The organism is Puniceibacterium sediminis (genome assembly GCF_900188035.1).
Classification (GTDB): domain Bacteria; phylum Pseudomonadota; class Alphaproteobacteria; order Rhodobacterales; family Rhodobacteraceae; genus Puniceibacterium; species Puniceibacterium sediminis.
On the sequence record NZ_FZNN01000017.1, the window covers coordinates 17,778 to 41,670 of the forward strand.

Below are 23,893 nucleotides of genomic sequence, written 5' to 3' on the forward strand. Positions count from 1 at the left end.
ATATTGGTAAATTTTCTGTAACCCGGAAATATTGGCTTTCCGAATTATCAACCACTTTCGGCAAGATTCTGCTTAAAACCGCATCGCTGTGGCGGAAACGCACAAGGAACCAATCATGGACCGGTGCCGTTGGGCACCATAGAGTTGGCGCTTGCGCGATCACGACAATTGTGAGTGGACAGTGCTCAACCCGCTCTGAGACAACGATAAACTAATTACAGCCGCACCGTTACAGCCGCACCGGGGACTTGCCTATATGCTTCATCTGTCAACTCTGAACCGCAGGGCTTTGTTTGCCGCCCTGATCGCCGCATCCTTTGTTGTGGCGTTGCCTCAGGTCGGGCAGGCACAGGTCGTGGCGTTCAAGCAGGCTGTTGCCGAAGCGGCATCCCGGGACGACGGCATCGCCGCCTTTTATCGCGGGCGGAACTTCGAGCCGATCTGGACCGGTGACTCGCCACAGGATCTGGCGCGTCGTGAGATTCTGCTTGAGGCTTTGACCATGGCCGGGGCACATGGCCTGCCTGTTGCACGCTATAATGCCGATGTTCTGGTCGCGATGATGGGCAATGCCCGCACATCGCGCGAACGCGGCGAAGTAGAGGTGGCCCTGAGCCGCGCCTTCATAGCTTATGCCCATGATATCCAAAGCGGAATTCTGACGCCGGGCAAGATTGTGTCGGGCATAAAGCGCGAGGTGCCGTTGCGTGACCCGGTCGTGACCCTGACATCAATCACGCGCGGCGATCCGCGGACCGTGATGCGCGCGCTGGCGCCTACGTCGCAGGAATACGTGCGGTTGATGAAGGAAAAGTTGTTGCTCGAACGCAAGGCCGGGCAGGGCGGCTGGGGGCCGGAAGTCATCGCCGACAAGCTCGAACAGGGGCAAAGCGGCGCTGCCGTGGTTGCCCTGCGCAACCGGTTGATTTCCATGGGCTACATAAGCCGCAGTGCGTCCGCGAGTTTCGATGCGGAACTGCGGACGGCCGTCATGCAGTTCCAGACCGATCACGGGCTAACCGCAGACGGGGTCGCTGGTCAGAATACCTTGGGCGAGGTCAACGTGAGCGTCGTAGAACGTCTTCAGTCGATCCTTGTGGCGATGGAGCGGGAACGCTGGATGAACCTCCCCGAAGGTCTGGGCAAGCGGCACATCAACGTAAATCTGACGGACTTTACTGCGCAGATCATCGATGACGGCAAGGTGACTTTTGAAACGCGCGCTGTGGTAGGAGCCGTTCCTGAGGATCGCGAAACACCCGAGTTTTCCGACGTCATGGAATTCATGATGGTCAATCCCAGTTGGTATGTCCCGCGTTCCATCGTGGTGAAAGAATACCTCCCGAAACTGCGCAACGACCCCGGCGCCGTAGGGCATCTGCAGATCACCGACAGCAGCGGGCGGCAGGTGGATCGGGCGACTGGCTTCGCTCAGTACAGCGCGTCGAGCTTTCCGTTTTCGATGCGTCAGCCGCCGGGGCCGAGCAACGCGCTGGGGGAAGTGAAATTCATGTTCCCCAACAAGTACAACATCTATCTGCACGACACGCCCTCGAAGAGCCTTTTTGAAAGGGAGGTGCGGGCCTTCAGTCATGGATGCATCCGTCTTGCGGATCCCAGGGATTTTGCCGTCGCACTTCTCGCTGCGCAGACCAGCGACCCTGAGGGGCTGTTCCTTTCGCGCCTGCGTACAGGAAAGGAATCGCGCATCAATCTGGAAACGCCTGTGCCGGTGCATCTGATTTACCGCACCGCTTTCACCTCGGCCAAGGGCAAGACCAGCTATCGCCGCGACATCTATGGACGCGACGCGCGGATCTGGTCGGCGCTGAGCGAAGCAGGGGTAGCCCTGCCGACGCAAGGCAGCTAAAACCTCCCGGTGATCCCGGGAGCCTGCCATGAGCCACAGCATCAAAGATATCGCGTCTTCACTTGGCCTAGTGGCCGAGGGGGATACCGATCTGATCGTCATTGGCGTGGCCGAGCCCGCCTCGGCGACCGCAGACCAACTGGCCCTGGCCATGCGACCGGAATATGCCGAGGCGCTGGGGCGGGGGCAAGCACGGGTGGCCATGCTTTGGGCCGATGCTGATTGGCGCAGCTATGGGCTACAGGCGGCGATCCTGTCGAAACGTCCGCGCTATGCGATGGCCGGGCTGTCGGCGATCATGGACCCCGGCCAGGGTTATTCGAGCGGTGTCCACCCAGCAGCGCTGGTGGATCCGACTGCGGTGCTGGGGCAGGGGGTGTCGGTTGGTCCTTACAGTATCATTTCGGCAGGCGCGCGGATTGGCGCGGGGGCGGTCATCGGCCCACAATGCCACATCGGTTGGGATGCTCATATTGGCGACGATGCGCTGCTCCATTCGGGCGTGCGTATTGGCGCCCGCGTCCGAATCGGCGCGCGGTTCATCGCCCAGCCCGGCGCGGTCGTCGGCGCAGACGGCTTTTCCTTTGTCACACCCGAAGTGTCAGGGGTTGAGCGTGCCCGTGATACGCTGGGCGAGACGGGTACCGACACGGCACAATCCTGGGCCCGCATCCATTCGCTGGGGTCCGTGACGCTTGGTGATGATGTTGAGCTGGGTGCAAATACCTGCATCGACCGTGGCAGCGTGCGTGACACCTCTGTCGGTGATGGCTGCAAGTTCGACAACCTTGTGCAGGTCGGTCACAACGTCATAATCGGACAGGATTGCCTGATCTGTTCGCAAGTCGGCATCGCCGGGTCCACTGTCATCGGACGAAACGTGGTGCTGGGTGGTCAGACCGGAGTCAGCGACAATCTGCGCATCGGTGACAACGTGATCACCGGCGGCGGTACCAAGGTTCTTTCCAGCGTACCAGCGGGCCGCGTGATGCTGGGCTACCCGGCTGTCAAAATGGAGACACATATAGAGAGCTACAAGGCGCTGCGTCGGCTGCCGCGTCTGTTGCGCGACATCGCCAAATCGCAGAAAGCGGTTTCCAAGCCGGATGAGACTGACTAGATCGTCGCAGCAAAGCGCGTTAAAGGATCCTTTACCATGGACGTAGAAACCAAAGTACGCGAGATCATCGCCGAACAGGCCTTGCTCGATGTGGAAGAGGTGCAGGCGGACAGCACTCTGGAAAGCCTTGGCGTAGACAGTCTGGGGCTTGTCGAATGCATTTTTGCCATAGAAGAAGCATTTGACATCAACATTCCCTTCAATGCCAACAACCCGGAAGAGAGCGATTTTGATATCTCTTCGGTCAAGACCATTGTGCAGGGAATCCAGCGACTGGTGGACGAGAAAACGTCGTGAAGCGTGTCGTCATCACGGGTGCGGGTACGATTAACGCGCTCGGGCAGTCCGTTCCTGAAACGCTTGAGGCGATGCGTGAAGGCCGCTGTGGCATTACCGACCTCGAATTCCGTGATGTGGACCGTCTGTCGATCAAGATCGGCGGACAGGTCAAGGGGTTCGAGCCAGAGGCGATTTTCAACCGTCAGCAGTTGACGCTATATGACCGGTTCACCCAGTTCACCCTGATGGCTGCGCAAGAGGCAATCACCCAGTCAGGTCTGGTTTTCAGCGGGGAACTTGCGGCCACAACTGGCGTGGTACTTGGCACCGCCGGGGGCGGGGTCAGCACATGGGACGACAACTACCGCTCTGTTTATGAAGACGGCAAGAACCGCGTGCATCCTTTTGTGGTGCCCAAGCTCATGAACAACGCCGCTGCCAGCCATGTGTCGATGCAATACAACCTCAAGGGCCCCAGTTTTACGGTCTCCACTGCCTGTGCCTCGTCCAATCACGCAATGTCTCAGGCCTTTGCAATGGTCCGTTCGGGCATGTCAAAGGCGATGGTTACGGGCGGATCGGAATCCATGCTGTGCTTTGGCGGCGTAAAGGCCTGGGAAGGCCTACGCGTGATGAGCCGCGATGCCTGTCGGCCCTTCAGCGCCAACCGAAACGGCATGGTTCAGGGTGAAGGTGCGGGCATCTTCGTCTTTGAGGAGTACGAGCACGCCCGCGCTCGAGGTGCCGATATCATGGCCGAAGTGGTCGGCTTTGCCATGACGTCGGATGCGTCGGATATCGTGATGCCGTCCAAGCAAGGGGCGGCCCGGGCCATCTCGGGTGCCTTGACTGATGCACGTATCTCACGTGAAAAGGTGGGCTATATCAATGCGCATGGCACAGGGACGGCCGCCAATGACAAGACGGAATGCGCGGCAGTGGCGGATGTCTTCGGCACTCATGCGGACGCGCTGATGATCTCGTCCACCAAGTCCATGCACGGCCATCTGATTGGCGGTACCGGCGCGGTTGAGCTTTTGGCCTGCATCATGGCGCTGCGCGATGGTGTGATCGCGCCGACGATCGGGTACGAAGAGCCAGACCCGGAATGTGCCCTGGATGTCGTGCCGAACGAGGCTCGCGAAGTTAAGGTGGAATACGTGCTTTCAAACGCCTTTGCGTTTGGCGGGTTGAACGCCGTTCTGGCATTGCGGCGCGTCTGACGCACCGATAGCCGCCGCTCGATCCTCGGGGGACCGTTACTTGGGCGGGCGCCCTGCCGAAGACAAGCGCATTCCCAAGATTATTCGTTCGGGATGGATAAAGACGAAAGAAGTGGCCTTCTGTGGAAGCTAAAGGCTATTTTTGTAGTATTTTCTTCAATTTGTCTGAATAAATACCGAAGAGCATTCGGAGGCTGCCCGTTGCGTAAGGTCGTTCATGGCCGTCGCGATGAACGGCCATGACAACTAATGTCCGCGCCAGATCCAGCCACCGCCCAGAATACGCGTGCTATCAGGATCGTAAAAGACACAGGCCTGCCCAGGTGATACGCCTTCCTCGGGTGTGATTAACTCGACCTCGGCTTCCGTTGCTGACAGCGGGCGCAGGATCGCCTCGCGCGGCGGGCGGGTTGATCGGACCTTGACGGAAACAGTCCATTCGGACCGGCTGTCGAAAGGTTCGTCGCCCAGCCAGTTGATTTCGCGGACAGGTACGATCCGTGTCGAAAGCAGCTCTTTCGGTCCGACGATCACGCGCTTTGCATCAACATCCAACTTCACCACATAAAGCGGATCCACCAGACCTCCGATGCCAAGCCCCCGGCGCTGACCAACGGTGTAATGGAGGACCCCATTGTGCGTGCCAAGAACCTTGCCGTCGGTATCGACGATTTCGCCGGGCTCTGCGGCACCGGGGCGCAGTTTCTCGATCACGCTCGCGTAGTTGCCATTGGGCACGAAACAGATGTCCTGGCTGTCGGGCTTGTCGGCCACGCTCAGCCCGTATTTTGCAGCCAGTGCACGCGTTTCCGCCTTGGATGAAAGGTGGCCCAAGGGAAAGCGCAGATAATCCAGCTGCTCGGGGGTGGTCGAAAACAGGAAATAGCTCTGGTCGCGGTTGGCATCCGCCGCGCTGTGCAACTCGGGCCCCTGGGCACCCATCTTGCGCTGAATATAATGGCCGGTCGCCATGCAGTCGGCATCCAGATCCTTCGCGGTCTGCAGCAGATCCTTGAACTTCACCCGCTCATTACAGCGGATGCACGGGACAGGGGTCGCGCCGCCCAGATAGCTTTCTGCGAATTCGTCTATCACCGCCTCGCGGAAGACATTCTCGTAATCCAGAACGTAATGGGGAAAGCCCATGGTTTCGGCCACACGGCGGGCATCGTGGATATCGAGTCCTGCACAGCAGGCACCCTTTTTCGCCAGCGCGGCACCATGGTCGTAAAGCTGCAGCGTCACGCCAATAACGTCATAACCTTCCTCTGCCAGTTGGGCGGCCACAACAGAACTGTCCACCCCGCCGGACATGGCGACGACGACACGAGTTTGCGAAACGGGCTTTGGCAGGCCAAGCGAATTAAGCTTGGGCAGGTCGAGGGGCATGGTGATCTCCTGATGATCGACAGGAATATAGGAAAATCCTAGGCATTCTCAAGGGGCTGTTTCATCAGCCGTTAAACGCGTTCCCCTCAGATAGAGAGAGCCACGATTGGAATGCGAGATGTACCTGAAAAAAATAGACGGTCCAAGGGCCGTGAATTTGCCGGATGGCTCGGTCATGACCCGCGCTGATCTGCCTCCGCCTGATACAAAACGCTGGGTTGCGTCGCGTAAAGCGAACGTAGTTCGTGCGGTTTTGTATGGAATGCTTACCGAGGAACAGGCATTGGATCGTTACAATTTAAGTGAAGATGAACTGCATGAATGGGTGAGGGCGGTCGCTACGCATGGCGAAGATGCCTTAAAAGCAACGTCAATTCAGAAATACCGGTAGTGCTGAAAAGCCTTTTTTACTTGCTGCATCCTTAGGTTGCGTTCATGATAAAGTAACCAAGCATTAACCTATTTTGTACAGTTTCGAACATGTACTTTTTTATGAACGGAGACAGCCTATGCGAGTGCTGCTGGTTGAAGACGATCCGACGACGTCAAAAAGCATCGAGTTGATGCTGACCCACGCCAATTTGAATGTCTATGCGACTGATCTTGGGGAGGAAGGCATCGATCTGGCTAAGCTTTATGAATATGATTTGATTTTACTTGATCTGAATCTTCCGGACATTAACGGCCATGAAGTGCTGCGTCAGCTGCGTCTTGCGCGGATCGATACGCCGATTTTAATCCTCTCAGGCGCCGACGATACCGAGAACAAGATCAAGGGATTCGGTTTTGGAGCGGACGATTATCTGACGAAACCATTCCATCGGGACGAGCTGATTGCCCGGATTCATGCGATCATCCGCAGATCGAAGGGGCATTCGCAGTCGATCATCAACACTGGCAAGATCGCGGTTAACCTCGATGCGAAGACAGTGGATGTGAATGGATCATCGGTGCATCTGACCGGCAAGGAATACCAGATGCTTGAGCTTCTGAGCCTGCGCAAGGGGACGACGCTGACAAAAGAGATGTTCCTGAACCATCTTTACGGCGGCATGGATGAACCCGAGCTCAAGATCATCGACGTTTTCATCTGCAAGCTGCGCAAGAAGCTGTCAGAGGCGACCGGCGACGCAAGCTATATCGAGACTGTCTGGGGGCGCGGCTATGTGCTCCGCGACCCTGATGGCGGTAAAGAGCGTGCGCAACCTCTGGCTATCGGCGCCTGATCCTTCCACAGTCCGCGGCGACACAACCTCTGGACCTGCGCCGGTCCGCCGCATATCACTGAGCCGGGAATGCGACTTTCAGAGGGCCGGAACCGGTGTCAGAGATTGCGGTGGACGATCTGAGCGAAGCCGAGGCGCGCGCTGAGCTAAAGCGCCTCTCCGGGCTGCTGAAACGGGCGAACTGGGCTTATCATGCCGAGGATGCGCCAGAGCTTTCGGACGCTGAATTTGATCGTCTGAAGCAGCGCAACGCCGCGTTGGAAAATCGGTTTCCGCAGCTGAAACGCAATGACAGCCCGGGCGATCAGGTCGGCGCTGCTCCCGCCGAAGGTTTTACGAAAGTAACCCACGCGGTGCGGATGCTGTCGTTGGGCAATGCCTTCAAGGCTGAAGAGATCACCGAATTCGACACCAGAGTTCGGCGGTATCTTGGCCTCGATGAGGCCGCAGAGCTGCACTATACCGCAGAGCCCAAAATAGACGGTCTGTCGCTGAGCCTGCGCTATGAGCAGGGGCGACTGATTCACGCAGCCACCCGCGGCGATGGTGCGGTGGGCGAAAATGTTACCGCCAACGCGCGCACGGTCGACGATATCCCCGAAGTGCTGCTCGGCGCCCCGGATCTGCTAGAGGTCCGTGGCGAAGTCTATATGAGCCACGCCGATTTCGCAGCATTGAACGAGCGGCAAGCTTCGAAAGGCCAGAAGCTCTTTGCCAACCCGCGCAATGCAGCTGCCGGTAGCCTGCGTCAGCTCGATTTTGAAATCACCAGATCACGACCACTCCGATTCTTTGCCTACGCTTGGGGCGAAGTGTCCGAACCTTTGAGCGACACGCAGATGGGCGCAATCGCGCGGCTCGGCGATCTTGGGTTTCAGACCAACCCGCTGACTGTGCTGTGCAACGGTCCGGGTGAAATCCTTGCCCAATATGCCCGGATTGAGGAGCAGCGCGCCACGCTGGGGTATGACATCGACGGTGTTGTCTACAAAGTGAACGATCTTGCGTTGCAGGCGCGGCTGGGGTTCCGATCAACCACGCCACGCTGGGCAATAGCGCACAAGTTTCCCGCGGAACTGGCTTGGACACGGCTGAATGCCATCGACATCCAGGTGGGCCGCACGGGCGCGCTCAGCCCGGTTGCGCGACTGATACCGGTGACCGTGGGGGGCGTGGTGGTCAGCAATGCTACGCTACACAATGAGGATTACATCGCCGGTAAGGATTCGACCGGTGCGCCGATTCGCGAAGGGCGTGACATCCGCGTCGGCGACTGGGTGCAGGTCTACCGCGCAGGCGATGTCATTCCAAAGATCGCCGATGTGAACCTGGCCAAGCGCCCGGAAGGCTCCGTACCTTACGTTTTTCCCACTGTTTGTCCTGAATGTCATAGCGACGCGATTCGCGAAGAAGGCGATGCAGTGCGACGCTGTTCCGGAGGGCTGATCTGTCCGGCGCAGGCGGTCGAAAAGCTTAAACATTTTGTCGGCCGCGCCGCGTTTGATATCGAAGGGCTGGGCGCCAAGCAGGTGGAGCAGTTCTATCTTGATGGCTGGATCAAGGAACCTGCGGATATCTTCGATCTGCAAAAAAACTATGGATCGGGTCTGCAGCAGCTTAAAAACCGTGAAGGCTGGGGCGAAAAGTCAGCAGAGAATCTGTTTGCGGCGATCGAAGACCGGCGCCGGATTGCCCTGCGCCGGGTGATCTTTGCGCTGGGGCTACGGCATGTGGGCGAACAGGCCTCAGCGCTACTTGCCCGGCATTACGGTACTTGGGACGCATTCGAATCTGCCATGCGTGCCGCTGCGGATCCCGATGATCCGGCTTACGCCGAGTTGCTTGGCATTGATGGCGTCGGAAAGGTCATGGCGCAGTCCCTCACGGCGAGCTTTGCACAGCAGGCCGAGCGCGATTCGATCGACCGGCTGGTGGCACACCTGGACGTGCAGGAAGCCGAACAGCCCAAGACCGACGGCAGCCCGGTGGCGGGCAAAACGGTGGTGTTTACCGGGACGTTGGAACGCATGACCCGGGCCGAGGCCAAGGCGCGGGCAGAATCGTTGGGCGCCAAGGTGTCCGGCTCGGTTTCGGCCAAGACAGATATTCTTGTGGCTGGCCCGGGGGCCGGGTCGAAAGAGAAGAAAGCGTTGGAGCTCGGGGTCGAAATTCTGGATGAGGACGGCTGGCTGACCCTGATCGGGCAGGCATGAGCGGACGTCCCGAGGTTCTGTTTCCGCTGTTCGGCGATCTTACCAAGTTGGCCGGTGTCGGACCAAAAGTGGCGCAGACCCTAGGCCAGCTTGATATTGTTGCTCCCCGCGATCTTGTCTTTACCTTGCCGGTTTCCGGTATCGACCGAACCTTGCGCCCCACCGTCAGGGATGCGGTGTTGCCCGGTGTGGTCACCGTTGAGGTCGAGATTGGCCAGCATCGCCCCCCGCGCAACAAGGGCGGCGCCTATAGGATCACGGTGCAGGATGCCGAGATCTCTTTTCAGGTCGTGTTTTTCCACGCGCGGGGCGACTATCTTTCGAAACTATTACCGACCGGACAACGCCGAATCGTATCGGGCCGGGTCGAACTGTTCGACGGCGTGGCGCAGATGGTCCATCCCGATCATGTGCTGCGCCTGGATGAGGCAGAAGGCATGCCGTCGTTTGAGCCTGTCTATCCGCTCACGGCCGGTCTGACGCTCAAGACGATGACCAAGGCGGCTGCCGATGCTGTCGACCGCCTGCCGGATCTGGCGGAATGGATCAGCCCGGGGCAGAAGGCGAAAGAGGACTGGCCGGACTGGCGCGAGGCCCTTCGGCAGGCCCATGCGCCGCAGTCGATGGCGGATATTTCCGCGACCGCGCCCGCGCGGATGCGGCTGGCCTATGACGAGTTCATGGCGCATCAGCTGACCTTGGCAATGGCCCGGGCGCATCGGCGGCGCGCGCCCGGTTTTGCTTCGGTGGGGTCCGGGACCTTGCGCAACAAGGTGCTCAACTCCTTGCCCTATCGGCCCACGGGCGCGCAATTGCGGGCAACCGAAGAGATCGCGGCGGACATGGCACGGCCCGAGCGGATGAACCGGTTGCTGCAGGGTGACGTTGGTTCGGGCAAGACGCTGGTCGCCTTCATGGCGCTGCTGGTAGCGGTGGAATCGGGCGGACAGGGTGTGATGATGGCCCCAACCGAGATACTCGCCCGCCAGCATCTGGAAGGCCTGCAACCTCTGGCCGAGGCGGCGGGGGTGGTGCTGGAATTGCTCACGGGGCGGGACAAGGGCAGCGAACGGCAGGCAAAGTTGGCTGCACTGGAACGAGGTGATATCCAGATCCTTGTCGGCACCCATGCTGTGTTCCAGAAAGATGTGCATTTTCAGGACCTTCGGCTGGCCATCGTGGACGAACAGCACCGGTTTGGCGTACGCCAGCGGATGGAACTGGGGCGCAAGGGCGCGGCCGCGGACGTACTGGTCATGACGGCGACGCCGATCCCGCGCAGCCTCGCGCTGGCGCAATACGGTGACATGGATGTGTCTGTGCTGGACGAAAAGCCGCCCGGGCGCAAACCGATCCAGACGGCTCTGGTGTCACTGGAGCGGTTGGATGAGGTGGTGAGCCATCTTCGCAAGGCTATCGCAGAGGGTCGTCAGGCCTATTGGGTTTGCCCGCTGGTGGAAGAAAGCGAACAGGTCGAGCTTATGGCTGCCGAACAGCGTTTCCAACGGCTACGCGCCGTGCTGGGCGAGGGTGTCGTCGGGCTGGTCCATGGTCAATTGCCGCATGCCGAAAAAGACGCGGCAATGGCGGACTTTGTTGCGGGGAGGACATCGGTTCTGGTCGCGACCACGGTGATCGAAGTGGGGGTGAACGTGCCCAACGCCACGATCATGGTGATCGAACAGGCCGAGAGTTTTGGGCTTGCCCAACTGCACCAGTTGCGGGGACGTGTGGGGCGGGGGGATCAGGATTCGACCTGTCTATTGTTGTATCAGCCGCCACTGAGCGAGACGGGTTCGAAACGGCTGACCACGCTGCGCGAAACCGAGGATGGATTTCGTATCTCAGAAGTCGATCTGGAAATGCGCGGGTCGGGTGATCTGATCGGCACGGCCCAGTCCGGGCTACCGCGTTTCCGTATTGCAGATATGGATCATCAGGCGGGGTTGATGGCTGTTGCGCAGTCCGATGCCCGTGCCCTGATGGCCGAAGACCCCGATCTGACCGGTCCCAGAGGGCAGGCGGCGCGGGTTTTGCTATGGCTGATGCGCCAGGATGAGGCGATCCGTCTGATCTCTGTCGGGTGATTTCGCCCTAACAACACAAGGTCGTTTTGTCAGATCGGTTGGGGATGAATGCCGCCTGACCACTTTTTGTTTCATATTTGTTCTCATAAAGTTCTTTACACAACGTAAAGTGTATGAGAACAAAGGGGCAACAGATAGATGCTCAACGGAGGTGACAAGATGTTGGATCAGATCAGAACAGCCATCCATCGCTCGCAGGAGACGCTCCTGCCGGATGCCATTGGTGCGCTAAGTCTTATTGTCATGCTTGTTGTGGGGCTTCATCTGCCTGCTTTCACCTGATTTCAGTTTCCTGCCAGCGTGAACTGTGCCGGGCGTTTTCGCATCCTGTCCCAAATTAGATGCGCGCGACTGACACTGCCTGTCCTGTCCCGAACGGGGGTGCCTTACCCCCAAGCCAAAGCTGACCCGGGTCCCGACAGTTTGCGCCCCTTGCCGCCGCCTTCATCCCCGAAGTGCGGCGGCTTTTTTTGCCTGTAAACTTGTTTGAGGGACCTACGCTCGTGTTCAATCATGCCGGAACATGGTTGATAATTGGTGAAAATCGCGCGGAATTCCTGCGCGGCAGTAGCACTTCGCGTGGGATTGGCGGATGTTTTGTTATGCGCAGTCTTCCGAGAGCGCCTTTTCCACCGCTTCGGCCGAGGCTTCGAGTGTGAGCAGAATCGAGGCATGACGGTTCTTGTAGTCCACCGCCGGGCGCAGAACTTCCAATCCGTCGAAGGGCGCCGCGGGGGCGGGGCCACCGGATTTCAGCATGGCGCGCAGCGAATCGCGCGCGGCCACGATTTCTTCGGGGGTGCAGCCCACGATCGCCGCGCCCACCACCGAGGCCGCGGCCTGACCGAGGGCACAGGCTTTTACATCCTGACCAAAGGCACTGACCTTGCCGTCCGCCATGTTCAGATCCACGGTTACGGTAGATCCGCAGAGCGGCGAACGCTTCTTGACCGTGGCATCGGGCGCATCAAGGCGCCGGGTGTTCGGGATATCTGCCGCGAGCGCCAGGATGCGGGTGGAGTAGAGCTTGATAAGATCGTTTTCGCCGGACATGGCTTTCCCTCTGGCTGCCTGCGACATAAATAGGGGTCATCTCTGCCGATGCAAAAAGGTTTTTGCCTATGTCCTTCGATCCTTCGACTTTGGTCTATGATGCGCGCGGTCTGATTCCCGCAATTGCGCAGGACGCCGACAGCGGCGAGGTCCTGATGATGGCCTGGATGAACGCCGAATCCGTGGCGCGAACCCTTTCTGAGCGGCGGGTAACCTATTGGTCACGCTCGCGCGGGGCCTTTTGGGTCAAGGGAGAGACTTCGGGCCATGTGCAGGAGTTGGTGGATTTGCGTATCGATTGTGATCGGGATTGCCTGCTGGTTGTCGTGCGCCAGACCGGTCCGGCCTGCCATACCAACCGGCGCAGCTGTTTTTATTCAGCGGTGCGCGAGGGGGAAGAAGTGGAACTGATGGCGCCGATGACCTGAGGCCAACGTCAGCTGTTGCCGTCGTTTTTTGCGTATTATTGAAGAGAAGAAGCCGGGGTCGGCTCCATTCCCACCATGGCGCGGATATCGTCGGGCGTGCATCCTTCGGCGCGGTATTTCGCCAGAGCCCGCGCGTCGTCACGTTTGGCAAGCCGTTTTCCCGCCTCGTCGCGGATGAGCCTGTGGTGGTGGTACTCAGGTGAGGCAAGTCCAAGAAGCCTTTGCAGAACCACATGAATCTGGGTTGCCTTAAACAGGTCCGCGCCCCGGATGACGTGGCTGATATTCTGGGCGGCATCATCGACAACCACCGAGAGGTGATAGGATGTGCCCATGTCGCGGCGCGCCAGAACGACATCGCCTACAAGGTGCAGCAGATCGTCTGGCGTGATCAGTATTTCCCCGGTTTCACCCTGCGGTCCGGAGCCGGTTTCGGTGAAACAAAGCGGCGGATTTTGTTCCGATTCCAGGGAGTTGAGCGCGGCGGCCATGTCGAGGCGCAGGGCGGTGTCCGTGGGGCGCTTCGTCGGTCTGGGCCGGTTGCGACACGTGCCGGGATAGACCACACCGTCGGGGCCGCTGACAGGATCTCCGCCTTCCTGCGGCGCGCTGGCGGCCTCGGCAATATCGCGACGGGTGCAGGTGCAGGGATAGACGAGGCCGCGGACCCAAAGCGACTCCAGTGCGGCGTCATAGGCACCGAGGCGATCCGACTGGCGCATGGGGGGGGCGTCCCAGCGCAGGCCAAGCCATGTGAGGTCGTCATAGATCTGACGCTCCCATTCGGGCTTGCTGCGGGTGCGGTCTATATCCTCGATCCGGAGCAGGAAACAGCCCCCACAGGCGCGGGCCATGTCATGGGCAAGAAGCGCGGAATAGGCATGGCCAAGATGCAGAGGGCCAGTGGGTGACGGCGCGAATCTTGTGATAAAAGTCATTTACTTTCAGATGTATAGGTGTTGAAGCTAATGTTATTTATCAGGTGGTTTGAGCCGCTTCTGCCTCGCAAGAAACCGCGTTTCTGGTATCGAAAGGTAAATTGCCTGTCACCCTGTGTCACCGTGCCCATGTCCAGAAATGTCTCGGTCATGGGCACGGTCAATCACTCTGCCGCGTCGGCGTCTGGTTTCTGAGTATCGAGCCAGCCGGTCCAGGCGGCCTTGGCGCGGTCGGTATAGCCCTTGTACCGGGTCACGCGGCCACGGCGGCCCCCCTTGACGCCGTCAAGCGGGCGGAAAAGGCCGAAGTTGACGTTCATCGGCTGGAAGGTCTTTGCCTCGGCCCCGCCGGTGATGTGATGCACAAGCGCGCCATGGGCGCTGTCCTGCGGTACCTGCGGCAGATCAAGGCCAAGGATTTCGGCCGTAGCGAGCCGCCCGGCTAGCAGGCCCATCGCGGCGGATTCAACATAGCCCTCGACCCCGGTGATCTGACCGGCAAAACGGATATTCGGCTTTGATTTCAGGCGCATCTGATGATCAAGCAGGGTGGGCGAATTCAGGAAGGTATTGCGGTGAATGCCACCAAGGCGCGCGAACTGAGCGTTTTCCAGTCCCGGAATCATGCGCAGAACGTCCTTCTGCGCGCCATATTTCATTTTGGTCTGGAAGCCGACGATGTTGTACAGCGTGCCAAGCGCATTGTCCCGGCGCAGCTGTACTACTGCATATGCCTTAATATCCGGTTGATGCGGGTTGGTCAGGCCGACCGGTTTCATCGGACCAAAGCGCAATGTCTCGCGGCCGCGTTCGGCCATGACTTCGATCGGCAGGCAGCCATCGAAATATCCGGCCGTCTCGCCTTCGTGGAATTCGGTCTTGTCGGCGGCCAGAAGCGCGTCGATGAATGCCTCGTAAGTCTGTTTATCCATTGGACAATTGAGGTAGGCGCGCTGCTCTTCCTCGGTCTCGCCCTTGTCATAGCGGGACTGCATCCAGGCCTTGGACATGTCGATGGAGTCGGCATAGAGGATCGGGGCGATGGCGTCGAAAAAGGCCAGTGCTTCGCTGCCGGTTTCGGCCTGAATTGCCTTGCCCAGACCTTCGGAGGTCAGTGGGCCGGTGGCGATGATCCAGTGCCCGTCGGAGGGTAATTTCGATATTTCATCGTGTGAAATCTGAATGTTGGGGTGCGATCTTAATCTGGCGGTGATGGTTTCGGCAAAGGCGTCGCGGTCCACGGCCAGTGCGCCGCCGGCGGGCAGGCGGTGTTCATGCGCCGTCGAGATGATCAGCCCACCTGCGGCGCGCATTTCCCAGTGCAGCAGTCCCACCGCATTCTGTTCGGAATCGTCCGAACGGAAGGAGTTGGAGCAGACCATTTCCCCAAGGTTTTCAGTCTTGTGCGCGAAGGTCTTAACCTTCGGGCGCATCTCGTGAATAACCACCTGGATGCCGCGGTTTGCGGCCTGCCAGGCGGCCTCGGATCCGGCCATTCCGCCGCCGACGATGTGTAGCTGTTTTGTCATGGACGCCATTTAGGCGCTTTGGCGACGCTTGTCACGGGGTTGCGAAACGGCGGTATGGCAAGCGTATGGAAACCGTATGGTTTTCGTATGGCTGGGGGTATGGCTCAGTCTTGGGGCCAGTCGGGCGCGCGTTTTTCGAGGAAGGCGGCGATGCCCTCGGCGGTGTCGCGGTCAAGCATGTTCTTGACCATCACCTCGCCTGTATAGGCATAGGCGCGGTCCAGCGGCATCTGGATCTGTTCGTAGAACGCCTGTTTGCCGATGGTGACGGCGGATGCCAGTTTGGCCGCGATCGCGTCGGCGAGGGTCCGGGTTTCAACGGTCAGATCTTCGGGCGGGACGGCGCGGTTGATCAGGCCCAGATCGGCGGCGCGGGCGGCGTTGATGAACTGGCCGGTGGTCAGCATCTCGAACGCCTGCTTGCGGGGGATGTTGCGCGACAGGGCCACCATGGGGGTCGAACAGAACAGCCCGATGTTCACGCCGTTGACGCCAAACCGGGTGTCCGTCGCGGCAACGGCCAGATCGCAGGTGGCGACCAGCTGACATCCGGCGGCGGTGGCGATGCCGTGCACCTGCGCGATCACCGGCTGGGGCAGGCGCGGGATGGTCTGCATCAGGGTGGCGCAGCGGTCGAACAGATCCTTGAAATACGCCCCGCCACCGTCGGGGTTCTGTCGCCCGGCGGTCATCTCCTTGAGGTCATGTCCGGCACAGAACGCCTTGCCCGCGCCCGACAGGATCACGGCGCGAATGGTGCGGTCGTGCATCAGGGCGTCGAATTCGGCCTGAAGGGCGGCGAGCATGGCATCGGACAGGGCATTCAGCCGGTCGGGCGCGTTCAGCTGAAGATGGCGGATGGCGCCGGTGTCAGTGCGGATTACGATTGGCATCTTGTCCTCCCCCTCGGATGGCGGCAGCCTAGCCGGGCAGGTCAGGGGAGAACAAGCATGGCGTTGAAGGTCACAGCCGAGGAGATGGGCCCGTTTCTGGACGAGGTGTTTCCGCAGGTGCGGGGCATGTTCGGGATTGACCGGCTGGACGAGGATCTGCTGGTGATGCGGCTTTTCGTGAAGGACGAGCATCTGCGCCCCGGCGGGACGGTGTCGGGGCCGTCGATGTTCGCGCTGGCGGATGTGGCGGCATATGTGGCGACGATGGCCCGGATCGGGCAAGAGGCGCTGGCGGTCACCACCAACTGTTCCATCGACTTCATGCGCAAACCCGAGGCGGGCGCGGATTTGCTGGCGCAGTGCCGGGTGTTGAAGCTGGGGCGGGCGTTGTCGGTCTGTGACGTGCAGATGTTTTCCGAAGGCGGGACAGAGCCTGTGGCGCGCGCCTCACTGACCTATTCGCTGCCGCCGAGGCGTTAGAGGGACGGGCGGTGACGGCGAAAAAAGGGCGCGGATGAACCGCGGCTGCCGAGAAAAAAGGGCGCGGATGAACCGCGGCTGCTGTGAAAAAAAGGGCGCGGATGAACCGCGGCTGCTGTAAAAAAGGGCGCGGATGAACCGCGCCCAGGGAAGAGGTCTGACAGGTCAGGGATCAGCCCTGCCAGAACATGCGGCTGGCCTCGTGCCGTGCGGTTTGCGAGTCCAGGCCGATGTCTTTGAGCAAGTGCGGCTCGAGCCGGGCAAGCGCCTTGCGGGTTCGGTGGCGGGAGCTCCATTTCGTCAGCACCACCGCCGCGAACAACGCAAAGGCCGGCAGCGGGGCGAGATGGGACTCGGCGCTGAGAAAGGCGATATGCGGGGCGTGCGATGCCGGTGTCATGGGATAACTCCTTGAAATTGTATTGACACAATGTAGCGATATTGCTACAAGAAAATTGATACAATGCCGATTGTGCGGCGTCGAGAGAAAGATTGTAATGGATACAATTCTGGATCGTTATGAGTCCGGCGGGACGGGTCCCAAGTATCGCGCGGTTGCCGGGGCAATCCGGGCGGCTGTGGCGGATGGGATGATGAGCGTTGGCGACAGGTTGCCGCCGGTGCGGGAGTTGGCCTGGTCGCTGGGCATCACACCCGGCACGGTGGCGCGCGCCTATACCATTCTGACGGACGAGGGCGCCCTGCGGGCAGAGGTCGGGCGGGGGACATTTGTGGCCGATCCCGTGTCGCGGGACCTGCAGCGCGACATCAAATGGCAGCAGCACAATGCGCCCGAAGACACCGATCAGGTCAGCCTGTTTTCGCCCAAATTGCCCGATATGGGGCAGGTGGACATGATCCGCGATGCCTTTGGGCGGTTGGCAGATCGGCCTGCGTCCAGCCTGTTGAACTATCCGTCGCGCGAGGGGTTCGAGCCTGCGCGCAGCGCGGTGATCGGCTGGCTGAAGGGGACGCCCCTTGGATCGCTTGATCAAGAGGATATCGTGCTGAGCCATGGCGGGCAGAATGGCATTTCGCTGGTCATGCAGGCGGTGCTGCGCGGGCGGCGTCCTGTGGTGCTGCTGGAAGAGCTGACCTATGTCGGGTTCCGCCGGGCTGCGGAATTGCTGCGGGCCGAGGTGGTCGGCGTGCCGATGGATGAACATGGGATTGTACCAGAGGCGCTTGAGGCATTGGTACGCAAACATGATGCGCAGCTGCTTTGTACCTCTCCGGAAATGCACAATCCGACGGGGCTGTTCACGCCGCTGGAACGTCGCCGCGAGATTGCAGAGGTGGCGCGCCGCACCGGGCTGCAGATCCTCGAGGATGACTGTTACCGGGTCGGGCGGTCGCGCGAACTGGCCTACCGTGCGCTGTTGCCGGAGCAGAGTTGGTATGTCTCGTCCATTTCCAAGACCATCACCCCGGCGCTGCGCATCGGTTTTGCCGTGGCGCCACGGGGGCGGCGGTCGGATTTGCGGCGGGTGGCCGAGCATGGCTTTTTCGGGCTGGCGCGGCCCTTGGCGGATCTGGCCGAAGATATCCTGACACGGCCCGAAACACCCGAGATCATGACGCGGGTGCGCGAAGAGCTGGAGCGGTATATCCGGGCGGCGGTGAATATTCTGGGCGGGCATGACCTTGTCTGGCGGGCGGACATGCCGTTTTTGTGGCTGCATCTGCCGGCCGGATGGCGGGCCGGGGCGTTCTGTCAGGCGGCCGAGGCGCGGGGCGTGCAGGTGCGGGCGGCGGACGAATTCGGCCTGCGCGACGGTTTTGCGCCCCATGCGGTGCGGATCGGGATCAATGCGCAGGTAACCATGGCAAGTTTCGAGGCCGCGATGGGGCGGCTGCGGGGGCTTCTGGACAATCCGCCCGAGCAGATTTCCGTCTGACCGGACCTGATCCGGCGGAGCGCGTCTGCGCCGCGCGCTGGTTTCTGGTGCGGGTTGAGAGGCGAGCCCCGGAGGGGATGGGGCGGTGAGAGGCTGTGCCGGGCGGGCAAATAGTGGGGTATTCAGATACCTTATTTTTAAGTTATTGATTTGGCTTCTTTAAATTGGGTAAGGCGCGCTTGACTGTGCGCGTGCAGGCCGTATAACCCGGCAATCGGATTTCGCGGGCCTGTGCGCCAAGCATCGGTCCGGGACACGTCAAACCAAGGGTAACCCCATTATGAAAACCTTCTCTGCAACACCTGCAGACATCGAGAAGAAATGGATCATCATCGACGCCGAAGGCGTGGTGCTGGGCCGTCTTGCCTCGATTGTCGCCATGCGTCTGCGTGGCAAGCACAAGCCGACCTTCACACCGCACATGGATATGGGCGACAACGTGATCATCATCAACGCTGAAAAAGTGCAGATGACCGGCAACAAGCGTCAGGAACACTTTTACTGGCACACCGGACACCCGGGCGGCATCAAGTCCCGCACCAAGCAGCAGATCCTTGAAGGCGCGCACCCCGAGCGGGTTGTCGTCCAGGCGATCAAGCGCATGCTTCCGGGCAACCGTCTGAGCCGGTCCGTGATGACCAACCTGCGCGTCTATGCAGGCGGCGAGCATCCGCACGAGGCGCAAAGCCCCGAAGTGCTGGATGTGAAGTCGATGAACTCCAAGAACACCCGGGTGGCACAATAATGGCTGAGCAAATCAACTCCCTCGAAGAGCTGGGCACCGCTGCCAACGTTGAAGCCGTTGTCGAAATGGCTGCTCCGCGTGAGCCGCAGCGTGATGCGCTGGGTCGTGCCTATGCAACCGGCAAGCGTAAGGATGCGGTCGCCCGCGTCTGGATCAAGCCGGGCTCCGGCAAGGTCATCGTGAACGGCAAGCCGATCAACGATTACTTTGCACGCCCCGTGCTGCAGATGATCCTGAAGCAGCCGTTCACCGTTTCCGGTACCGAAGACCATTTCGACGTTGTCGCAACGGTCAAGGGCGGCGGTCTGTCTGGTCAGGCCGGCGCTGTGAAGCACGGTGTTTCCAAGGCACTGCAGCTGTACGATCCGTCGCTGCGCGCAGCCCTGAAGGCCGCCGGTTTCCTGACCCGCGACAGCCGCGTCGTGGAACGGAAAAAGTTCGGTCGCGCCAAGGCCCGGAAGAGCTTCCAGTTCTCCAAGCGCTGATCTTGTCGCTTGTACGTTTTTGCAAAGGGCGGTCTTCGGACCGCCCTTTCGCGTTTGGACCTTAGCCTGCCAGATGGGCGTGTGGCCATACAGCGCGGGCCTGCGGGAAATGGGTCAGGCAATAGGCATAGTCAGCGGCGAAGGCGGGAAACACTTCGCGCGCGAGGTCGGGGTTCACGCCCGAGCGATCGCCTGAGTCGTTCACCCGTTGGGTGCTGGCGGCAGGGTCGGACGCAACGCCGGCAAAGTCGCTAAGCCGCTGCACGGATTCTGCGGTGAACATCGTTTCAAACAGGCCGATATAGGGGCGATCGGTGCCAAAGGCGGCATAAATGTTGCGCAGGGATGTTTCATATGTGACGCCAAGCCCGCTGCTGATGGCCTCGCGAAAGCGGTCCTCAAAGCTTTGCTGCTGGCTCGATTCGCCGGGGACACGCCCCTTGCGGCGGCGCATCTTGAGGATGGACCAGGCGCGTTCGATCGGGTCGCGCATGACAAAGACGGGTTTGACCGTGATGCCGCGGGCCGCAAAGGTCTGGTCTATGTCCTGCAGTACAGCGACAGGCAGGCCCGCATATCCCGGAGTGATATCGCCGGTGATGTGGATTCCGGGCTGGGCCAGACGCTGTTGGAAATAGTCGAAATAGCGTTCCGGGTTTTGCTGAAGATCGTAGCGAAAGGCCGACGATTTGATCGGCAGGCCAAGGCGCGCCGCCAGCGCCGCCTCGAACCGCGTCCAAACGCCGGGCCGGGCCACGCGGTAGCGGCTGTTGGCGGGCAGGTGCAGCGCATCCCAGATCTGGTATTCGCCCAACCGCCCCATATCGACGCCTTCCGAGCGGTGCAGGTAGGTCTGAATCCATGTGGTGCCGGACTTTGACGCCCCAAGCCCGAGTATGAATGTCTTTTCGGTTTTCATGGCTTTCGCTATTCCTTGTCTTCTCCGGGGCCTGAATATCGCCGCCGGAGGCATGAAATCTGTTCTTGTGGCTCGCCAAGGCCGGTAAGGTGGCTGGATCAGCCGTCTGGTGGTAGTAACCCCAACCCGCGCAAATAGATCCCGATGCCGGATTCAAGCAGATCCTCGGGTGGGTAGGGGCTTTGGGTGCCGGGGGAATTGCGGGCGTAAAGTTCGACCACCCCGTGGCTGAGCGCCCAGATATGCGCCGAGACCATCGCCGCCGGCGGGCGTTTTGCCGGGGGTATGTGTCGCGACAGACCGGCGGCCGCGCGTTCCTGTACGCCGCGGGCGCGGGCCGACACTTCGGCCAGAGCGGGAGAGTGATTGACCGAGATACCGCTTTCGAACATCGCGATGTAATGGCCGGGATATTTGCGCGCAAAGGCAAGGTAGGCGCGGCCCGTCGCCTCGAACGCCGCAAGGGCCGAGGGTTGGCCGCTGTCATAGGCGTATTGCATCAGATCGGCGAAGATTTCATAGCCCTGAAGGGCGGCTTCGGCGATCAGATCCTCGCGGCCGGAAAAGTGCCGGTAGACTGCCGCGGGCGTGACGCCTGCCTGTTTCGCCGCTTCTGACAGGGTGAAACCGGTCGGGCCCTTCGCCTCGATCAGGGTCAGGGCGGCATCGACCAGCGCCTGCGCCAGATTGCCGTGATGGTAGCCGCGTTTAGGCATCCCAAAGCTCGGGGCCGCCGCAGATCTTGTCGTCGATCTTGCCAAGCGCCTTGTGGTCCTTGTCCTTGTAGTCCAGCCCCGACAGCACCGTGCGGATCGCATTCAGCCGGGCACGGCGTTTGTCGTCCGAACGGATCACCGTCCATGGTGCGGCCTGGGTGTGGGTGATGGTCAGGGTTTCGGGGATCGCCTTGGAATAGGCATCCCAGCGTTTCAGCCCCTCGACATCGATCCAGCTGAGTTTCCACTGTTTCAGCGGATCGCTTTCGCGTTCCATGAAGCGGCGCAGTTGTTCTGCCTGTCCGACGTTCAGCCAAAGTTTGAACAGGTGCAGGCCGTCCCCGACCAGCATCTTTTCCAGATCCGGCACCTGGGCAAAGAAATGTTCACGCTGTGTGGGGGTGCAGAAGTCAAAAACATGTTCGACCACGCCACGGTTGTACCACGACCGGTCGTAGAACACGATTTCGCCCGCGGCGGGAAGGTGCTGGATGTAGCGCTGGAAATACCATTGCGTTGCCTCGGTGTCCGAGGGTTTGGGCAGGGCCACCAGACGCGCACCGCGCGGGTTCAGGTTTTCGCGGAATCGCTTGATCGTGCCGCCCTTGCCGGCGGCATCGCGGCCCTCGAACAGGATGGCGATACGTGCGCCGGTTTCCCGGGCCCAGGCCTGCATCTTGCCCAACTCGATCTGCAGGCTGTGCAATTCCTTTTCATAGGCTTTTTTTGGCATCTGTTCAGAATAGGGGTGATTGGGATTCAGGACGTCGTCCTTTTCCGCCCGCTGGATGGCTTCGCGCACTTCCTTCGGGGCGTCATTTTCGAAAAACGCACTGATGGCGCCGTCATAGGGAAGATCCATGAGAGTTGTCCTGTCTTTTGAAGACAATATGGGATGTTAAGCGGGTTAACGCAATGCAATCAAAGCGGGCAGGAGGCCGGACCCATCCAGCAGGCGATATGTTCCAGCCAGTTCAGGTACCAGGCGAGCGGGTAGGGATACCAGTGCGCGATCAGTTGGTAGAACGCATATGCGATGAGACAGGGGATCAGCAGACAGGTGGTCCAGTAAAGCCCGATGAGCAGCGGGGCAGCCGTCGCGGCAAGCGCGTCTTTGTCGGTGATCATCCCCTGTAGCGTGCGGCGGAATGCCTTGGGCAGCAGGGCGCCGAGGCTGAACATGCCGACTCCGGCGTGCAGCACAGTGGGTAACAGGGTGGAAAAGAGCATCACATAAAGCCAGAGATAGTCTGTGGGGGTGTCCCGGATGCCGTGAAAAAGGTCGGCCAGCGGATAGAGTTCAACCCCGGACAGGGTATTGGCCCCCGCCACCGCGATGACCATCCCCGCGCCGGAAATCAGAAAAAGCCCGCAGGCGGCAGCAAGGTCGAAGATGCCAAGGACAACAGCGCGGCGCGGGCGGAGGACGCCTGCGCGCAACAGCGTCCAGGTCAGGGCATATGAGGCATAGTCAAATATCGCGTTGAGAAGGGGGAGAATGCCAACAAAGAGGAAAGTTACACGGTTGCCTGTTTGGCTGTCGGCCCAGTTGGCAATGGGTAGGGTTGCGAAAAGACCTGACAACAGCAGAACTGTGTAAAGGAAATAGGCGGCGCGCCCGAACCCTTTCTCCGAATATCTGTCCACTATGATTGCGCCTGCGATTGGGACTAGGCTTGCGCTTCCAACTTCGCCTACGCCTGCGACAGCGAATGCAAATCCGAATGCGAGTGCGACCGGGAGTACGCCTGCGAATGCACCTGCGGCTGTGGCTCCCAATGCGACTCCCAATGCGACTGCTAATGCCAATACAAATGTGCCTAAGCTAGAGAATGCGGCGGCGACTGCGACTGCCAATACGAGTGAGCCTGCGCCTGCGATCAGCCGTCCCCAAAATTTCCAAAAGATTTTGGGGACGGCTGATGCCAATTTCGTTAAAGAAAAAATATATGTGGCAATTGCGCAAAACATCACAATCCGTTGCCACGTAGCGCCGGGGGCTGCTATGAACTCTATTCCACCCAGCGCCGCGCGCCATCCCGGATAGATCCACAGCACTAGCGGAATGCCGATTGGATAGATCACCGCAAACCGCAATGCCCAATTGTACATACGCCAGTCGCGCGGCCAGCGGGCAACCCGGATCAGGGCGCGTCGATAAAGGCTGCCTGCGCGACCCGGCGCAAAAAGACGCCGCAGACGGGGACGGTAAGTGTCAGATTCGATCAGGACGGCGGCTAGGATTGTTATCGCGAGGCTCAGCCAGGGCAGTATCGCCCAGACCCAACCACAGACATTGCCTACGACGGCGCCGAGCGGACCGAGCGTTAAGCCGTAGATCGTTACTTTCGCCCGAATATCCATGCCGTGCGCACCCCTGACCGCTGGTCAGAGTGGCGGCC

The 23,893-nt window shown here is 60.2% G+C and carries 24 protein-coding genes; 14 read left to right on the forward strand and 10 right to left on the reverse strand.

Features of this window, described 5'->3' with window-relative positions:
• Positions 1-256 precede the first annotated feature (256 nt).
• The 4 genes from CHB75_RS16420 to CHB75_RS16435 are packed head-to-tail and all read left to right on the forward strand — an operon-like array spanning position 257 to position 4,492.
• The gene (locus CHB75_RS16420; protein ID WP_089272459.1) at positions 257-1,870 is read left to right on the forward strand and encodes a L,D-transpeptidase family protein; all 1,614 of its coding nucleotides are present in this window, start codon (positions 257-259) and stop codon (positions 1,868-1,870) included.
• 28 nt (positions 1,871-1,898) lie between these two features.
• Entirely contained in the window at positions 1,899-2,990 is a 1,092-nt protein-coding gene (gene lpxD, locus CHB75_RS16425) for a UDP-3-O-(3-hydroxymyristoyl)glucosamine N-acyltransferase (protein ID WP_089272461.1), read from the forward strand.
• A gap of 36 nt (positions 2,991-3,026) precedes the next feature.
• Entirely contained in the window at positions 3,027-3,287 is a 261-nt protein-coding gene (locus tag CHB75_RS16430; RefSeq protein ID WP_089272463.1) for an acyl carrier protein, read from the forward strand.
• Complete coding sequence (locus tag CHB75_RS16435; protein ID WP_089272465.1) at positions 3,284-4,492, forward strand: beta-ketoacyl-[acyl-carrier-protein] synthase family protein; 1,209 nt, start codon at positions 3,284-3,286, stop codon at positions 4,490-4,492. Before CHB75_RS16430 ends, CHB75_RS16435 begins: the two co-directional genes overlap by 4 nt.
• Positions 4,493-4,738: 246 nt before the next feature.
• On the opposite strand, the gene mnmA is transcribed toward CHB75_RS16435, so the two are convergent.
• Positions 4,739-5,881, reverse strand: coding sequence for a tRNA 2-thiouridine(34) synthase MnmA (gene mnmA, locus CHB75_RS16440; protein ID WP_089272467.1), 1,143 nt, complete (start codon positions 5,879-5,881; stop codon positions 4,739-4,741).
• 118 nt (positions 5,882-5,999) lie between these two features.
• On the opposite strand from mnmA, the gene sciP reads away from it, so the two are divergent.
• The 5 genes from sciP (at position 6,000) to CHB75_RS22385 (ending at position 11,689) form a co-directional block, all read left to right on the forward strand.
• Positions 6,000-6,272: a CtrA inhibitor SciP gene (sciP, locus tag CHB75_RS16445; RefSeq protein ID WP_089272469.1), complete on the forward strand. Its 273-nt coding sequence runs from the start codon at positions 6,000-6,002 to the stop codon at positions 6,270-6,272.
• A 118-nt stretch (positions 6,273-6,390) separates the two neighbouring features.
• Entirely contained in the window at positions 6,391-7,107 is a 717-nt protein-coding gene (ctrA, locus tag CHB75_RS16450; protein WP_089272471.1) for a response regulator transcription factor CtrA, read from the forward strand.
• 95 nt (positions 7,108-7,202) lie between these two features.
• A complete protein-coding gene (ligA, locus tag CHB75_RS16455; RefSeq protein WP_089272473.1) occupies positions 7,203-9,320 on the forward strand; it encodes an NAD-dependent DNA ligase LigA in 2,118 nt (705 codons plus the stop codon).
• Positions 9,317-11,407, forward strand: coding sequence for an ATP-dependent DNA helicase RecG (gene recG, locus CHB75_RS16460; RefSeq protein WP_089272475.1), 2,091 nt, complete (start codon positions 9,317-9,319; stop codon positions 11,405-11,407). Before ligA ends, recG begins: the two co-directional genes overlap by 4 nt.
• Before the next feature lie 159 nt (positions 11,408-11,566).
• The gene (locus CHB75_RS22385; RefSeq protein ID WP_281253231.1) at positions 11,567-11,689 is read left to right on the forward strand and encodes a hypothetical protein; all 123 of its coding nucleotides are present in this window, start codon (positions 11,567-11,569) and stop codon (positions 11,687-11,689) included.
• Positions 11,690-12,007: 318 nt separating this feature from the next.
• On the opposite strand, the gene CHB75_RS16465 is transcribed toward CHB75_RS22385, so the two are convergent.
• Positions 12,008-12,460 carry an iron-sulfur cluster assembly scaffold protein gene (locus tag CHB75_RS16465; protein WP_089272477.1) on the reverse strand — a complete coding sequence of 151 codons (453 nt, stop codon included), beginning with the start codon at positions 12,458-12,460 and terminating at the stop codon, positions 12,008-12,010.
• Positions 12,461-12,528: 68 nt separating this feature from the next.
• Between CHB75_RS16465 and hisI the strand changes: the two genes are divergently transcribed.
• Entirely contained in the window at positions 12,529-12,888 is a 360-nt protein-coding gene (gene hisI, locus CHB75_RS16470; RefSeq protein ID WP_089272479.1) for a phosphoribosyl-AMP cyclohydrolase, read from the forward strand.
• A 35-nt stretch (positions 12,889-12,923) separates the two neighbouring features.
• Here hisI and gluQRS read toward each other — a convergent pair whose 3' ends face one another.
• The 3 genes from gluQRS to CHB75_RS16485 form a co-directional block, all read right to left on the reverse strand.
• On the reverse strand, positions 12,924-13,826 hold the full coding sequence (gene gluQRS / locus CHB75_RS16475) for a tRNA glutamyl-Q(34) synthetase GluQRS (RefSeq protein ID WP_089272481.1): 903 nt from the start codon (positions 13,824-13,826) through the stop codon (positions 12,924-12,926).
• Positions 13,827-13,990: 164 nt separating this feature from the next.
• Complete coding sequence (gene trmFO / locus CHB75_RS16480; RefSeq protein ID WP_089272483.1) at positions 13,991-15,355, reverse strand: methylenetetrahydrofolate--tRNA-(uracil(54)-C(5))-methyltransferase (FADH(2)-oxidizing) TrmFO; 1,365 nt, start codon at positions 15,353-15,355, stop codon at positions 13,991-13,993.
• Between the two features lie 104 nt (positions 15,356-15,459).
• The gene (locus CHB75_RS16485; protein ID WP_089272485.1) at positions 15,460-16,248 is read right to left on the reverse strand and encodes an enoyl-CoA hydratase; all 789 of its coding nucleotides are present in this window, start codon (positions 16,246-16,248) and stop codon (positions 15,460-15,462) included.
• Between the two features lie 57 nt (positions 16,249-16,305).
• Here CHB75_RS16485 and CHB75_RS16490 point away from each other — a divergent pair, with 57 nt between their 5' ends.
• The gene (locus tag CHB75_RS16490) at positions 16,306-16,728 is read left to right on the forward strand and encodes a PaaI family thioesterase (RefSeq protein WP_089272487.1); all 423 of its coding nucleotides are present in this window, start codon (positions 16,306-16,308) and stop codon (positions 16,726-16,728) included.
• Between the two features lie 172 nt (positions 16,729-16,900).
• On the opposite strand, the gene CHB75_RS16495 is transcribed toward CHB75_RS16490, so the two are convergent.
• Entirely contained in the window at positions 16,901-17,128 is a 228-nt protein-coding gene (locus CHB75_RS16495) for a DUF1127 domain-containing protein (protein WP_089272489.1), read from the reverse strand.
• A gap of 97 nt (positions 17,129-17,225) precedes the next feature.
• Here CHB75_RS16495 and CHB75_RS16500 point away from each other — a divergent pair, with 97 nt between their 5' ends.
• The 3 genes from CHB75_RS16500 to rpsI all read left to right on the forward strand — a co-directional run bounded on the left by CHB75_RS16500 (position 17,226) and on the right by rpsI (position 19,856).
• Positions 17,226-18,626, forward strand: a complete 1,401-nt coding sequence (locus tag CHB75_RS16500) for an aminotransferase-like domain-containing protein (protein ID WP_089272491.1) — start codon at positions 17,226-17,228, stop codon at positions 18,624-18,626.
• A gap of 280 nt (positions 18,627-18,906) precedes the next feature.
• Entirely contained in the window at positions 18,907-19,371 is a 465-nt protein-coding gene (gene rplM / locus CHB75_RS16505; RefSeq protein ID WP_089272493.1) for a 50S ribosomal protein L13, read from the forward strand.
• A complete protein-coding gene (gene rpsI / locus CHB75_RS16510) occupies positions 19,371-19,856 on the forward strand; it encodes a 30S ribosomal protein S9 (protein WP_089272495.1) in 486 nt (161 codons plus the stop codon). The genes rplM and rpsI overlap by 1 nt, the downstream gene beginning before the upstream one ends.
• A gap of 61 nt (positions 19,857-19,917) precedes the next feature.
• Here the strand turns inward: rpsI and CHB75_RS16515 are convergent, their stop codons facing one another.
• The 4 genes from CHB75_RS16515 to CHB75_RS21400 all read right to left on the reverse strand — a co-directional run bounded on the left by CHB75_RS16515 (position 19,918) and on the right by CHB75_RS21400 (position 23,855).
• Positions 19,918-20,775 carry a hypothetical protein gene (locus CHB75_RS16515; RefSeq protein ID WP_089272497.1) on the reverse strand — a complete coding sequence of 286 codons (858 nt, stop codon included), beginning with the start codon at positions 20,773-20,775 and terminating at the stop codon, positions 19,918-19,920.
• Between the two features lie 98 nt (positions 20,776-20,873).
• Positions 20,874-21,491, reverse strand: a complete 618-nt coding sequence (locus tag CHB75_RS16520; RefSeq protein WP_089272499.1) for a TetR/AcrR family transcriptional regulator — start codon at positions 21,489-21,491, stop codon at positions 20,874-20,876.
• Positions 21,484-22,353, reverse strand: coding sequence for a polyphosphate kinase 2 (gene ppk2, locus CHB75_RS16525; RefSeq protein WP_089272501.1), 870 nt, complete (start codon positions 22,351-22,353; stop codon positions 21,484-21,486). Before ppk2 ends, CHB75_RS16520 begins: the two co-directional genes overlap by 8 nt.
• A gap of 59 nt (positions 22,354-22,412) precedes the next feature.
• Positions 22,413-23,855 carry a hypothetical protein gene (locus CHB75_RS21400; RefSeq protein ID WP_141135128.1) on the reverse strand — a complete coding sequence of 481 codons (1,443 nt, stop codon included), beginning with the start codon at positions 23,853-23,855 and terminating at the stop codon, positions 22,413-22,415.
• Between the last annotated feature and the right edge of the window lie 38 nt (positions 23,856-23,893).

What these genes read in the sequence shown, in the direction of transcription:
- CHB75_RS16420 (WP_089272459.1), top strand. Translation starts at nt 257, where the DNA reads ATGCTTCATCTGTCAACTCTGAACCGCAGGGCTTTGTTTGCCGCCCTG.
- lpxD (WP_089272461.1), top strand. Translation starts at nt 1,899, where the DNA reads ATGAGCCACAGCATCAAAGATATCGCGTCTTCACTTGGCCTAGTGGCC.
- CHB75_RS16430 (WP_089272463.1), top strand. Translation starts at nt 3,027, where the DNA reads ATGGACGTAGAAACCAAAGTACGCGAGATCATCGCCGAACAGGCCTTG.
- mnmA (WP_089272467.1), bottom strand. Translation starts at nt 5,881, where the DNA reads ATGCCCCTCGACCTGCCCAAGCTTAATTCGCTTGGCCTGCCAAAGCCC.
- sciP (WP_089272469.1), top strand. Translation starts at nt 6,000, where the DNA reads ATGTACCTGAAAAAAATAGACGGTCCAAGGGCCGTGAATTTGCCGGAT.
- ctrA (WP_089272471.1), top strand. Translation starts at nt 6,391, where the DNA reads ATGCGAGTGCTGCTGGTTGAAGACGATCCGACGACGTCAAAAAGCATC.
- recG (WP_089272475.1), top strand. Translation starts at nt 9,317, where the DNA reads ATGAGCGGACGTCCCGAGGTTCTGTTTCCGCTGTTCGGCGATCTTACC.
- CHB75_RS22385 (WP_281253231.1), top strand. Translation starts at nt 11,567, where the DNA reads ATGTTGGATCAGATCAGAACAGCCATCCATCGCTCGCAGGAGACGCTC.
- CHB75_RS16465 (WP_089272477.1), bottom strand. Translation starts at nt 12,460, where the DNA reads ATGTCCGGCGAAAACGATCTTATCAAGCTCTACTCCACCCGCATCCTG.
- hisI (WP_089272479.1), top strand. Translation starts at nt 12,529, where the DNA reads ATGTCCTTCGATCCTTCGACTTTGGTCTATGATGCGCGCGGTCTGATT.
- gluQRS (WP_089272481.1), bottom strand. Translation starts at nt 13,826, where the DNA reads ATGACTTTTATCACAAGATTCGCGCCGTCACCCACTGGCCCTCTGCAT.
- trmFO (WP_089272483.1), bottom strand. Translation starts at nt 15,355, where the DNA reads ATGACAAAACAGCTACACATCGTCGGCGGCGGAATGGCCGGATCCGAG.
- CHB75_RS16485 (WP_089272485.1), bottom strand. Translation starts at nt 16,248, where the DNA reads ATGCCAATCGTAATCCGCACTGACACCGGCGCCATCCGCCATCTTCAG.
- CHB75_RS16490 (WP_089272487.1), top strand. Translation starts at nt 16,306, where the DNA reads ATGGCGTTGAAGGTCACAGCCGAGGAGATGGGCCCGTTTCTGGACGAG.
- CHB75_RS16495 (WP_089272489.1), bottom strand. Translation starts at nt 17,128, where the DNA reads ATGACACCGGCATCGCACGCCCCGCATATCGCCTTTCTCAGCGCCGAG.
- CHB75_RS16500 (WP_089272491.1), top strand. Translation starts at nt 17,226, where the DNA reads ATGGATACAATTCTGGATCGTTATGAGTCCGGCGGGACGGGTCCCAAG.
- rplM (WP_089272493.1), top strand. Translation starts at nt 18,907, where the DNA reads ATGAAAACCTTCTCTGCAACACCTGCAGACATCGAGAAGAAATGGATC.
- rpsI (WP_089272495.1), top strand. Translation starts at nt 19,371, where the DNA reads ATGGCTGAGCAAATCAACTCCCTCGAAGAGCTGGGCACCGCTGCCAAC.
- CHB75_RS16515 (WP_089272497.1), bottom strand. Translation starts at nt 20,775, where the DNA reads ATGAAAACCGAAAAGACATTCATACTCGGGCTTGGGGCGTCAAAGTCC.
- CHB75_RS16520 (WP_089272499.1), bottom strand. Translation starts at nt 21,491, where the DNA reads ATGCCTAAACGCGGCTACCATCACGGCAATCTGGCGCAGGCGCTGGTC.
- ppk2 (WP_089272501.1), bottom strand. Translation starts at nt 22,353, where the DNA reads ATGGATCTTCCCTATGACGGCGCCATCAGTGCGTTTTTCGAAAATGAC.
- CHB75_RS21400 (WP_141135128.1), bottom strand. Translation starts at nt 23,855, where the DNA reads ATGGATATTCGGGCGAAAGTAACGATCTACGGCTTAACGCTCGGTCCG.